Origin of the sequence: Xenorhabdus bharatensis (assembly GCF_037996705.1) — a bacterium.
In the GTDB taxonomy this organism is placed as follows: Bacteria; Pseudomonadota; Gammaproteobacteria; order Enterobacterales; family Enterobacteriaceae; genus Xenorhabdus; species Xenorhabdus bharatensis.
Genome location: NZ_JBBMXG010000007.1, coordinates 81,213 through 95,311, shown reverse-complemented (window position 1 = coordinate 95,311; position 14,099 = coordinate 81,213). Strand labels below are relative to the sequence as shown.

The following is a 14,099-nucleotide window of genomic DNA, read 5'->3' as shown; positions in this document are numbered from 1 at the left end:
TTAATAATAAATGAAACTCTGCGGAGTATCGCATTCATTTATCATTTAATTATTTCAATTTAATATACCTTTAACATTAGGTTAATATTTATTTAATGGATAGTGATATGTCTGAGAAATTTGTTCAAACAATTTCAAGCGTTAATTATAATAAGGGCGTGTTTTCTCTTTATTTTGTTGGTCAGGATCCTAAGCGAATGGCAAATGGTGTACTGGCTGAAAACGATCAGGAACTGGAATTAAAACAAGTTATCCATATGCCGGCATCCGGTTTTATGTATATGGTTTCTATGGTGAAAGGTATGCTGGAAGATCCGCGTATGGAAGCCGAAATCAATAAACTGATTGCCGCCGGTTTTTTGCCGATGCCGGAAATGAATGAAAGTACCGCGACGGCTGAAGCTGAAAATACCGCTACAGAAGCCGAACAGCCTGAAAAACGTGCTGCACGGAATGCTAAAAAATCAAAGTAAAATCAGCCGGATAGTTGCTTTATTATGATGATCACACATCAACCGGCAACACTGAATCAGACTGAAATACAGGCCATCATTGGCGGGGTAATGTTACTTTGCCAACATTCCCCCCTGCATCGCCGTTATTTAGTTGCCGAATGGCAACAACGCATCTTACCGTCATTTCAGCTCAATCAGTTTTGCTATTACGAAGATGAACACCAGCGCCCAGTTGCTTTTTGTAATTGGGCTTTTTTGTCTGACAGCAGCCGTGCTGCAATTCTTTCCGGTGAAAGGGAGATATTGCATGAAGACTGGCGCTCTGGTCAGCATATCTTTTTTCCAGAAATGATTGCCCCATTCGGGCATGCACATGATATCGCCCGGGATTTGCGTCGCCGTGTATTTGCGGCTTGGAAAGGCCAGAGAGCCTGCACTGTCCGGGGTATTTTGGATGTTAAAAACGACCGCTGTATCCGCCGGATACAGTGGTTTACTGTTTAATTTTTTGCCCAACATCAGGAATATTTATGGGGAAATCATCTAACCGAAGTACGGAATACTTCTTTACCGGTAGATATGAGGATGATAATGACGGTAACACAATACATGCGATAGGCGTTGGCGGCGTCATTAATGCTTATGGCGGTAATGACTATATTGTCGTCGGGTCAATCGGTGCCACCGTCAATACAACATGGGGGCATGATACGGTTGTCGGTGGTGCCGGTTATCTGAACATCAATGATACCAGTGGCTCCCTGACGGTCAAAGGTGGCTCAGGGTATACCGCCATTAATAAAACCCATAACGGCACGATAGAATTTGCCGGTGCTGCTGGTGGGCTGAACATCAACCACACCGGTGATAACGGTGCTATCAACTATGCGGGGGTTTCCGGTTATAACGGGATCACCCGTAAAGGTGTAAAAGGGGATATCAGCTTTAAAGGCGCCGGTGGTTATAACAGCCTGTACTCTGATGTAGAACAGGGGAATATCCACTTTGCCGGAGCGGGCGCATATAACCGGATTATCCGCAAAGGCGCTGACAGTGACTTGAGCGGTGAAGGCATGGAGTACGCTGATGCCAAAGAGATTATCCTGAAAAGTGCGATCATGAATGGGTCATGGATTGGCAGCGATAATCAGGTGTCAGGCATTAAGTCAACACGGGAGCCGAACACTTACCTGTTTGCCTTTGCTGACAGCACTTACACTAAAATTCATAAAATCCAGCTTCGCAATGATCCCGTCACCGGAAAACTGACCTATCATTCCACCGCTTGGTATAAAGAGGGTCGTCATCTTCAGGGGCTTGAAAAACAGGATATCTCTGCGCAGAACGGTTTTGTGGATGTGGGCATTGACGGTGCCTATACCCTGTCAAATCTGGTTGTAGAGCACCAGCAATCCACTACGATTCAGGCAGTAGAACAAAAGCTGACAGAAAACGAATGGATGACGTATGGCAGTGGTGTGCGTATTAAGGCTGCCGATGTCATTTTATCCGATGCCAAAATGGGCGGCTATGCGGTGTATCAGGATGGCACTAAAGTTGATGTCAACGCTGTTAAATCCCATCGCATGCCAAACACCTATGTGTATGCCAAAAAACTGGGTGTTTACACCAAAATCGTTGTGGTTGAGTTAAGAAACAATCCTGAAACCGGAATACTGCAATACATTGCCCGCCCTTGGTATAAGGAAGGCGACCATACGGTTAATCTGGCAGATAAAATTATCTCAGAAAGCACCGGTTATATCCCGATGGGAACCGGCGGTTATTCACTGAGTGATCTCCATTACAGTGCCAGAATAGTACAGACAACCACAGAGCGTGTTGCCAGCACACACGAATACAGTGATCAGTCACTGTTTCCGGTGACTGAGCGTCGTGAAACTTCAGGTGATGTCCGTTTTGAAGGTGCGGGTGGCGGTAACGTTATCAAATCCAATGTCACGAAGGGTAGCGTCTATTTCAATGGTGCTGGTATTGCCAATGTGATTGAACATACGTCTGCATTCGGTGACACGGAATTTAAGGGTGCCGGTGGGGCAAACGTTATCACCAAAAAAGGCAAAGAGGGCAACCTGAAGTTTAATGGTGCCGGAATTGCCAACGTGCTTCTTCACCAAGGGAAGCGCGGGGATATGGAAGTCAATGCCGGCGGTGCAGCTAACGTGCTGGTTCGTGTCGGTGACGGGCGTTATCTTGCCCATCTTCTGGCTGTCGGTAATATCTCCATCCACAAAGGGAATGGTCACAGCCGCGTCTCAATGGGCGGGGGTTTCAATACTCATACTCAGATTGGTCATGGTGATGCAGTCTGGTCGGGTGTTGGCGGTGCCAACGTTCTGACTCAGGTGGGGCAGGGAAAAGTGTCTGCCATTCTGGCCGGAGGCGCGAATATTCTGACCAAGATTGGGGAAGGCTCTCTTGAATCCGGCATGCTGGGTGGCGCGAATATTATTACCCATATCAGCCATCGCTCAGAGGCGACAAAATCGGATAATACAAAAGTCATTGCACTGGGCGGTGCTAACGTTCTGACCAAAAAAGGCAAGGGCGACCTACTGTCTGTGATGGGCGGGGGGGCTAACGTCCTGACGCATATCGGAGATGGAAACACTGCCGGCGTCCTGTTGGGCGGAGCGAATATCCTGACCAAAGTGGGTAACGGCGATACCACCGGTATCATGCTGGGGCTGGGTAATGTCCTGACTCATGTCGGTGACGGGCAAACTCTGGGCGTGATGGCGGGAGCAGGAAATATCTTCACCAAAGTCGGTGATGGCGAAACCATTGCCGCTATGCTGGCTTTCGGTAATATTTTTACCCATGTCGGTGAGGGCAATGCGTATGCACTGATGGCAGGTGGCGGAAATATCTTCACTAAAGTGGGGAATGGTGATGCGCTGGCACTGATGCTGTCATTCGGCAACGTATTCACCCATATCGGTGATGGTATGAGTGTTGCTCTGATGATCGCCAAAGGTAACATTGCGACTAAAGCCGGTAACGGTGATGCACTTGCTGCCATGATTGGCAAAGGGAATATCTTTACGCAAATCGGTCATGGTTCCACTTTTGCCGCCATGATTGGCGGAGCCAACATTCTGACCAAAGTCGGTAATGATTTGACTGCGGCATTAATGATAGGCAAGGCGAATATTTATACCCATGTCGGAGAAGGCACCAGCATCGGTTTGTTTGCCGGTACGGCTAACATCATGACCAAAGTCGGTGATGGTACAACTCTGGCCGCGATGTTTGGCAAGGCCAATATCATGACTCACGTCGGTGATGGTATGACGGGTGTACTGGCGCTGGGTAAAGCAAATATCGTGACCAAAGTCGGTAATGACTTTATGGGCGTTGTGGCATCCTCAGAGGCCAATGTAATAACCCATATCGGGGAAGGCACAACAGCCGCCCTGCTGAACGGTAAAGGGAATATTCTGACCAAAGTGGGTGACGGAACCGCTGTTGGCCTGTTGGTTTCCAAAATCGGTAACATCATGACTCACATCGGTGATGGTGACACGATCGGGTTTGCCAAAGGCGAAGCCAACATCATCACTAAAGTGGGTGACGGTACAGGCGTGAATGCGGTCTGGGGTAAAGCCAATATCCTGACGCATTATGGTGACGGAGATCGCTACAACTTCGCCAAAGGAGAAGCGAACGTCATCACTAAAGTGGGTGATGGTCAGGAAATTACCGTTGTTCAGGGGCAGGCCAATATTATTACCCATATCGGCAATGGTGATGATTACACCGGTTCGTGGGGCAAAGCGAATGTCATTACTAAAGTCGGTGATGGGCGCAATGTTGTGCTGGCTAAAGGTGATGCCAATATCGTGACTCAGGTCGGTGAAGGGGACAGCTTCAACGCATTATGGAGTCAGGGTAACGTCGTCACCAAAGTAGGAGATGGCATTCAGGCCACGGTCGCTAAAGGTAAAGGTAATATCACCACGACCGTGGGTGATGGTTTGAGTGTCACCGCTGTTCATGGTGATCTGAATGTTAATACCAAAGTGGGTGATGGTGTTTCTGTCAACGTGGCATGGGGTCAATACAACGTTAATACCCGTGTGGGTGACGGTCTGAATATCTCTGTCATGAAAGGCACAGGTAATGCCAATATCCGTGTGGGTGACGGGCTGAACATCAACGCCTCTTACGCGCGGAATAACGTGGCGGTTCAGGTGGGTAATGGTGACTTTTATAGTCTGGCGGTGGCAACCAGTAATACCCAGAGTAACAAACTGGGCGCACTGTTTGATAACGTCAAACAGACATTGCTTGGTTCAGCAGGCAGTCAGGGTATCAGCTATCTGGTTAATGGTGATGAAGCCAACACATCAGGCACCCACAAAGGGCGCGGAGCCATAAATCTGCCGGAAGTATCCTCACTGGCGGGCTTCAGACTGACAGAAGTGGATGAAGTTACTTCTGAGCTGAGTGAGAGCCTGCAAGGTGCGGTGTCGGAGGTGAATACACCGGATACTGAGGCAATGCAGCGTAGTCTCAGCCATGAAAAACGTCAGGCCGGTAATCTGATTGTTAATGGTGATTTTGAGCAAGGCTCTGCGGGCTGGCAGTCCACAAACGGGATTGAGGCTCACACTTCCGCTGCATCTTATGGATTAAGCAAAGAGGGGCATGGCGAGCGGGTCAGTGAACTTGATGTGGATATCAACACCCGTATTTATCAGGATATCGACGGATTGGCTGAGGGAGAGCCTATCAACGTCAGCTTTGATTACGCAATGCGTGCCGGTCTTTCTGACGATAATGGCATAGATGTACTCTGGAACGGGGAACTTGTTTTTTCTATTTGGGCAGATGATACCGGTAAAGCGGAATGGAAAAATAAAACGTTAACCCTGACGGCACAGGCGGGTAGTAACCGACTTGAATTTGCCGGTACTGGTGTCAGTGATGGCTTAGGCTTTGTGTTGGATAATGTCGTTGCCCGTTCTGAGTGGTCAGACAAAGATATTGCTGATTATGTGGAGCAGGATCAGGCAGCTACAAATGCCTTGCAGGACAAGGAGAAAGCAGAAGCTGATCGCCAGCGGCTGGCACAGGAAAAAGAGAAACAACTGGCCGCCATTTCCGGCACTCAGGCTCAACTGGAAAATACCGATCTGACGGCGTTGAATGCCAACGGTCAGTCGCAGCGTGAAGCCATCAAGGATGAAGCCCAGTCGATCACACAAGAATTGATAGCAAAAACCAAAGGGCTGGAAGCGCTGAATGATTACTCTACGCACCATGGGCAATCCGGTCATCAGTGGCGTGAACAGTATGCTGACGGTTTATTAGGCACCATACAGACTCAGCTCGACAGTGCAAAAGAGACGGCACAACAGCAACTGGAACATTCTCAGCAGGCCTCTGCGGAGCGTCTGGGAGAAGTGAAAGACGCCGTTGCCAAATCTGAATCAGGGGCTGATAAAGGTGAGCAGGATCGTCAGCACTCCATGCAGAAGATTGACGATGCCCGTGCTGATATTGAATTCAGAGAGCAGGAAGCGATTGCTCAGCAGCAGCAGGCTGAGAAGGCAGGCCGTGACGGGAAATCCGCTGCCGAGAAGGCGGAACAACGTGGTCAGCATGCCGTATCTGCCGCAGAGATAAAAACAGCGCAGGTGCAGTCAGATGCCAAAGCGGCAAAACTTGATAGCAACAAACTACCGAACCGTGAAAAAGTGACGGGAAGCGGGTTGTCAGGGCAGATCCCTACTGATGCCGATACTAAAAAACAGGCTGGAAATCAGGCCGGCAAAACGCACTCCTTTATTGATGCTGAATCTGCTGTTCAGACAGAAAATGAATTTGCGCCAGAACTGCAATATCTGGAAGAAGATCTGGGCGAGCTGGATAATGCAAAAGCAGCATTGGAGCGCTTGCAGATTAATGCAGGCATACGAGCCAGAAAGCAGCATATAACCCCGAATTCCGATAATACAGAAACAGCGCAGCCGTCTGTCGGCAAGCCATCATCCCCTGTCAGTACGGATGAAACACCCGCCGCGCCTGTCAGAAGAGAATTATCCATTTCCGGTCTGGATCTCAGTGGGCTGAATGCACTGGGCGCAGGAAAAAGCCAGCCGGAACATACTGATACGCAAGAAAATTCCGGTGCGGCACTCAGAGCACAGAAAGTCGCTAATATTTATCAGTGGCTGGATAGCGATAATAACCTCGCCACCGAAAATTATATCCCGGTGCCGGGTTTTGAGCGTGTGGATGCGGATATTCCCGATGTTCTCAGGCAAAAAATGGTGACTTTTGTTGAAGGCTACCTGAATGGCACGGAGAACAGCATCCCGAAAGACCAGAGAACCTCACTGGCAAAACTGTTCGTTGATGCCACCATTGATTATAACTGGGATAAACGGGTCGAATTCGTCTCAAGGCTGGAACATTATGGTTACAGTTTTGAGCCTGTGCATGGCGATAAAAGCATTGTCTCGTTCTGGTCGGGCAGAAATTTCAAACAGTATCGTAATATTCTTGATGCTGCTCAGACGGATGGCAAAAAAGTTATTTACGATATTGACGTAAAAGGCAACGCATTTGCCATCGAACTCAACAAAACCCTGATGCGCTGGGGAGGCATCTTCCTTGACCCGGATGTTGCCGAACAAAACGCGCTGAAATCAGTGATTAACGCCTCGGCACGGAGTAATACCGGTTTCTGGAGTTCCCTGTACGCGACCGGCTCACGTGATGATGTCTACGTCATTGCAGAAGGTGGCCTGCGTCTGGGTAACTATTTCTGGAATGTTGAACTGCCGGTATTGCGCCAGTTGCAGCGTGAAGGGCTGGTTGGGGAAATTCGTCTGCTGGACAAAGCCGCCAAAGAATATCAGGGCGTATTACCGGAAAATATCGGGCGCAGGCTGACGGATGCCGGTGTTTCTGTCAAAGCACGTTTTGATTCGCTCAGCGTTGACGAACAGGAAAGGCTGCTGGCACAGAATCCTACCGGCTATAAGCCGGATACCCTGATTGATCTGGATATCAAAACCAGTGCCATCGATACACTGCTGAATCAGGCATTGCCATTCTACGGGTTGCGTACTGAGCGTAATCTGCTGGTGCGTGAATCGGATGATTACGATGGTTTTGAAATCCGCCCGTGGCCGGGCAGGAACAGCGATGGCTCTGAAGTGACCGGTTTCAAAAGCATTATTGTGGAAGACACGGATAATACCGAGCAGGTCAAAGCGATTGAACGTTTTATCCTCGCCAATTATGACAACTACCAACAACTGCCTGATACGCTGTATCTGGTAGAAGACCGTGTTGTTTCCCATGATAACGGTCGCACCCGTATTCTGGCTGAAAAATCGGGCGGTAGCTGGCACTATAAGCCGAAAACTGAGCTGATGTCTGCTGATGAATTACAGGCCGCGGCATACGTTAAAGGTAAAATCCGTGGTGACAGCTATCAGCGCGTACTGGATGCACTCGCAGGTTATGAAAGCGAACTGAAAAACAGCAGGGACTATGATCTGGAAGCGATTGAAAAGCTTTCTGGTCTGCGTCAGCAGGTGGAAGGTTATCTTCTGGGGCATCCTGATTCAGAACGGGCTCCGGCACTGAAAAATCTGTTATCACAAATTCAGGTGCGCCTGAACGAAACACTGACGATTGCTGAATCCGCTGTAGAAAGCACCGCGAAAGGCAGTTTCAGTGATCTGTACAATAAACTGAGCAATGCCAGCCTGAAAGAATCCAAACATCTTTATATTGATGAACAGGGGAATTTCGTTACCCGTGGAAAATCCAATATTCAGACGGTGGTGAAAACGGAATGGGCGGAAAAAGCGCTTGAGCAGGTTAAAACCTCGGTTGCTAAAGAGTATGGTCAGTCAGTCGCGGAAACGGTTTTCACCAATCTGCATCCCCGTGATTTGGCGAAAGACGGTAAAGGGCTTGATATTTCCGGCCTGAAAAAAATTCACAAGGCAATTGAACAGCAACTGTCTCCGGTCAGTGCCACACTGTTTATCTGGAAACCCAGCGATCACAGCCGATTAGGGCATGCAGCCCTGCAAATCGGGCACGGTCGTATGGAAATTACGGCTGAAAATGCCACCGATTTCAATGAAAAACACTATGTCAGCTGGTGGCCGAAAGGCGGAAAATCAACCAGTGTCCGCCGTATTTTTGATGTTTCCACCGCAGAACATCCTGATGTAAAACTGCGCTGGCGTGATCTCAGCCAACCGGCAGGACAAAATGACGCGCTGGAGCTGGATGTTGCTTCCGAGGAGAAAGATAACTTCGGCCTGCACGATGGCTCACGTAAGCTGGAGCGGTTTATTGAAAAATTACAGGCCGCAAAAGGCGTTGATGCAAGATTTGAAGAGATCAGTGAAGGTTTTGCGATGGCAGCCCTTGCTAATCCTAACCTGCTGAAATCTGCCGGTATACCGGAAGATATCTCCCGCCCGTTCATGAAGCAATGGGAAGACGGCAGCATAGATATGCTGGAAGTGGGTAAAAACTTTGCTGAGGCATTGCGGACAGCGGCAAAACAGCAGACTCCAGAACTGATTGAAGAACGCGTGGCTAATGTGATCCACCAGTTTGCCGAACGTGAACTGAGCAATATTCAGGATTTCAAGGCCAGCGAACCGGAGCAGGGGCGTGTTTTCCGCATTAATCTGGCGGGGCTGGATGTGGCAGCGATGCAGGCTGAATGGCATAAAATCAGCCAGAACCCAGACGCCCGTTACCAACTGTTGACCGGTAACTGCTCAAGCATTGTTGCTAAAGTGCTTAAAGCGGGCGGTGCGGATCAGGTTATCGGGCATAAATGGCAACCTCATTTTGGCGTCTGGACACCAACCGAGCTGTTTAATTATGCGCAGTCCTTACAAGAAGCACAGGCAGAAAATACTGTCAGGAAGCAAAACCGTCATATTGGCGGGGATCTGACAGATCAGGCCGAAGGTAACGACAAGAACCAGATACCGGAAATCGTGGAAGCGAAAAGCGTGGAAAAGGTGGCTATTGAGAATGATGGTACACCACCACAGGATCAGGAACCTTTTAACCCGGTGAAACGCTTCCTGAATCATGAGCTTTTCGGGGCCAAAGAGGCCCGACGCAATATCAATGAAGATACGCAAATCCTGCTGGATTATGCAGTAGAAAGCGGCACAGCGGAAAAAGTCACGCTACGTGGAAATGCCGGGCGCCTGACAGGTTATTACCACGTATCTGATCAAGGGCTGGCTGAGCAAGGGAATGATCCCGCCACTAACCAGAATCCATCCAGAAAAGTGGTGCTTTTCATTCATGGTTCCGGTTCATCAGCGGAAGAGCAGTCAGGTGCTATTCAGAATCATTACCAGAAACAAGGTATTGATCTGCTGGCAGTGAACATGCGTGGCTACGGCTCCAGCGATGGCAGCCCGAATGAAAAAGGGTTGTATCAGGATGCCCGCACGATGTTCCATTATCTGGTTAATGATCGTGGTATCAAACCAGAAAATATCATCATACATGGCTACTCAATGGGGGGCGCGGTTGCGGCTGATCTTACCCGTTATGCAGAACATCATGGCCAGTCGGTATCCGGTTTATTGCTGGATCGCCCAATGCCAAGCATGACCAAAGCGATAACCGCTCATGAAGTACCAAACCCGGCGGGTATCACTGGTGTGCTGGCAAAAGCGGTGAACGGTCAGTTCTCAGTTGAGAAAAACCTACAGGGAATCTCGAAACAGACGCCAATCATGTTGCTGACGGATAACGAAGGGCTGGGTGACGCGGGTGAAAAACTCCGCACTAAACTGGTTGCAGAAGGTTATCAGGTATCCGGTGAACAGACGATCTATGACCATACAGCCAGCAACCGATTAATGAACCAGTATGCTGAACAGATTGTGTCAGGTCTGCTTCCGGCAAAAGAACATCACGATCCGGTTATCCACGATCCGGCTATCAATGAGGTGAAAAAACCGCTTAAAGATAATACGCCAGAAGTTGTTGAACGTGTGGTTAACAATCAGGATGTTGAAACATGGGAAAAAGTTGCGGTTAAACCTCATGCTGAAGGCGGAGAAAGCCGCTTTAACGGTCAGATTATTATTCAGACCGAAAATGATCCTGTTGCTTCGCAAGCCGCTGCGAGTCTGGCAGGGAAACACCCTGATACCAGTGTCATTGTACAGCTTGATGCTAACGGTCAGTATCGTGTGGTTTATGGCGATCCTGCTCAATTGTCCGGTAAATTACGTTGGCAGATAGTCGGGCACGGGCGTGATGAATCCACCCGTAACCTGACCCGCATGGGAGGATACAGTGCGGATGAGCTGGCGCTTAAACTGAAACAGTTCAGGGCAGACTTCAGGCAGGCAGGGACGCCTGAACATATCAGTCTTGTTGGCTGTTCATTGATTGGTGATGATAAACGTGATGGTTTTGCCCGTCGTTTTGTTTCCGCGCTTGACGAGCAGGGACTGCGTACCACGGTATCAGCCCGCAGCAGCGAAGTTGCGGTAGACAGTACCGGTCGCAAACATACACGGGATGCACAGGATCAGTGGGTTCACAAGCTGGTGGATAACAAAATTGTGTTGGGCTGGAATGACAAGGGTGAGCTGGAGTCATATTCCGAACATATTCGCCGTGGTATCTCTGAAAATGATATTGCTTTGTCGCTCGTGGGTCACACCGGGACTGAAACCGAAGCGAAAGGAGCAATAGCCGAAAATACCGAGACATTCCATGCACCCGAGCCGCGTGAAAAAGAGAATGACAGTGCCCCGAATAGCAATGCTCCGAATAATACGGCTTCTGACCGTCATCTGAGTTATTCCGGCAATATTCAGGTACAGGTAGGTGAAGGTGAATTTACCGCTATTAACTGGGGAACCACGAATGTGGGGATCAAGGTGGGAACAGGTGGTTTCAAATCGCTGGCTTTCGGTGATAACAATGTGATGGTTCACATCGGGGACGGAGACAGTAAGCACAGTGTTGATATCGCCGGTTATCAGGCACTTGAAGGCGCACAACTGTTTGTCGGGAACCGTAACATCAGTTTCAATCTGGGGCGCAGCAATGATCTGATTGTGATGCTGGAAAAATCCATTCCGACCCCGCCACTCATTAATCCATTTGATGGCGCAGCACGTATTTCCGGGGTATTGCAAAATATTTCGTCACAGAACATTTCGTCACAAAACTCGCTCGGTCTGTTTGGTTCAGCAGACTGGCTGACGGCGCAGGATCAACAGTGGACACTGGAGGGGGCGAAGAAATACGTCAGTGATTTATCCGGTCTTGATCTAACCAGTAGTGTCAAATATGAAACTCTGACGGAACTTAACACAGAGAATGTGCGCAGCAGCCGTGGGCTGAAAAATGATCTCGAAAACACGCTGAATAAGAAATACAACCAATGGCTGGGAGGAGCAGGTAATAAACCTGAACTGAGCCAACTGAGTCGGGCGGATAAATTCCGTCAGGCGAATGAGAAACTGGCCTTTAACTTTGCCGTTGGCGGGCAGGGGGCGGATATTCAGGTGACAACAGGTAACTGGAATTTCATGTTCGGTGACAACATTCAGTCGATACTGGATACCAATCTGGGTTCAGTGTTTGGCTTGATGACGCAGGAATACACTGCTACAGGCATGGCAAAAACCACGTTTACATTCAGTCCGGCAGATTTGCCGCGTCAGATTAAAAATAAACTGCTGGGCAATCTGGCGGGTGTCAGTGCGGATACTACGCTGGCGGATATTTTTGGCGTTGATTATACAGCGGACGGACGTATTGTTTCCCGCAGCGGCCAGCCTGTGGATGGTGTTGCCATTATGCGGGAACTGCTGGAAATCATTGGCGAATTCAGCGGTGATCAGCTGAAATCATTTACTGATCCGCAAAAGTTACTCGACGGCCTGAAAGCGGGGTTGAACACCGGTACTGATGGCATTAACTCCTTTGCTGAAAGTCACGGGCTGAAAGCAAAAGCTCCTGATGAAACTTCAGAAGATAAAATAGCGCTGATTGAAAGTGATAAACCCACAGAGCAAACTGAAAGTGAGCAGCCGGAACGCGCATTCGGATTTAATGCCCTGAACCTGCCAAACCTGTTTGCGACGCTGTTCAGTCAGGATAAACAGACAGAAATGCAATCATTGGTGAGTAATCTGAAAGAAAACCTGACGGCAGACCTGCTGAACATGCAGGATAAAACGTTTGATTTTCTGCGTAACAGCGGGCATCTGCAAGGTGATGGTGATATTCATGTCTCCCTCGGTAACTACAATTTTAACTGGGGAGGTGATGGTAAAGATCTGGGCGCGTATCTGGGAGATAACAATAACTTCTGGGGGGGCCGTGGTGATGATGTCTTTTACTCAGTAGGAACCTCCAATATTTTTGCTGGCGGCGAAGGTAATGATTTCGGTGTTCTGATGGGGCGTGAAAATATGATGTTTGGTGGCGCAGGTAATGATGTTGCTGTGCTGGCCGGCCGCATTAATTACGCCTATATGGGCGATGGCGATGATCAGGTTTTTGTCTTTGGTGAAGGTGGGGTGATTGAAGGCGGTAAAGGACGCGACTATATCGTGGCTTCCGGTAATTTCAACCATATTGATGCGGGTGAAGATCAGGATTATGTTGTCGCCATCGGTAATAATAATCAGGTGGATTTGGGAGCAGGTGATGATTTTGCAACCGTATTCGGTAACTACAACCGGATAGAGGGTAATGCAGGCAATAACACCATTAAGCTGATGGGCTATCACGCTGTGATCAACGGTGGGGCAGGTGATGATCACTTGATTGCAGATGTGGTTTCCAAATTCAGCCGGATTAACGGTGGTGAAGGTAATAATCTGTTGGTGTTGGGGGGCTATCAGAACCATTTTAAAGGCGGTTCTGGCGCCAATAGTTTTGTCGTCAGTGGTGATGTGATTGATAACGTTGTTGAAGATATCAAACTGGGTGACAGGATTATTTTCAACAATATCCACTGGCAGAACCTGTGGCTCCAGCGCAGCGGCTATGATCTGGTATTGCTGACCAATCGCAATATTCGGGAGACATCGGGACAAGGGCAGTTTGAGGCGGTGGGATCTGTGACATTCACTGATTACTTTAATGGCAACCGTGCGGATATCATCACCCGGATGGGGAATAAAGATACACAGGGTGAATGCGAATATACCGTCCTCTCAGCCCATGCGGTAGATACATTAGTACAGGCTATGAGTGGGTTCGCTCCTGATATCGGTGACAGTGGTTTTATTGATTTGTTGGATAGCCAGACAAAATCAACCATTATCACTGCTTGGGCAGACACAACAAACGGGAAATCTAAGTTGACCTGATGGCGGGCAGGATTTTATTGTTGAGGTGTTTTGCTCATCCACCTGTTAACAGTGGCAATTAATAACGCTTTACTAGCCAGAAAAATAAAGTCCTAAACGAAATATACACAATGGATTTCAAGATGCGTCGTGGCAGAAAGGGAATTCATCCCCGGGAGTATAGATAACCGTATGTTTATAAGATGATCGGGTTTAGTCAACGTAGCCAGCAAAAAAGAGGTAACTTGAACGAAGAAGTGTATAGGGCTGATGTAAACGAGTA

General features: G+C 48.7%; 3 protein-coding genes. All 3 read left to right on the top strand.

Features of this window, described 5'->3' with window-relative positions:
• Window positions 1-107 precede the first annotated feature (107 nt).
• Genes rtxH through rtxA form a run of 3 tightly spaced genes read left to right on the top strand, consistent with a single transcriptional unit; the run spans window position 108 to window position 13,837 of the window.
• The gene (gene rtxH / locus AAC855_RS08545) at window positions 108-473 is read left to right on the top strand and encodes a protein RtxH (protein WP_340609165.1); all 366 of its coding nucleotides are present in this window, start codon (window positions 108-110) and stop codon (window positions 471-473) included.
• Window positions 474-497: 24 nt separating this feature from the next.
• Window positions 498-959 (top strand): RTX toxin-activating lysine-acyltransferase RtxC, encoded by a 462-nt coding sequence (gene rtxC, locus AAC855_RS08540; protein ID WP_099109068.1) that lies wholly within the window; start codon window positions 498-500, stop codon window positions 957-959.
• Between the two features lie 26 nt (window positions 960-985).
• Entirely contained in the window at window positions 986-13,837 is a 12,852-nt protein-coding gene (gene rtxA / locus AAC855_RS08535; protein ID WP_340609164.1) for an MARTX multifunctional-autoprocessing repeats-in-toxin holotoxin RtxA, read from the top strand.
• Window positions 13,838-14,099: the final 262 nt, after the last annotated feature.

Coding starts and splice junctions, on each gene's coding strand:
- rtxA (WP_340609164.1), top strand. CDS start 986: ATGGGGAAATCATCTAACCGAAGTACGGAATACTTCTTTACCGGTAGA.
- rtxC (WP_099109068.1), top strand. CDS start 498: ATGATGATCACACATCAACCGGCAACACTGAATCAGACTGAAATACAG.
- rtxH (WP_340609165.1), top strand. CDS start 108: ATGTCTGAGAAATTTGTTCAAACAATTTCAAGCGTTAATTATAATAAG.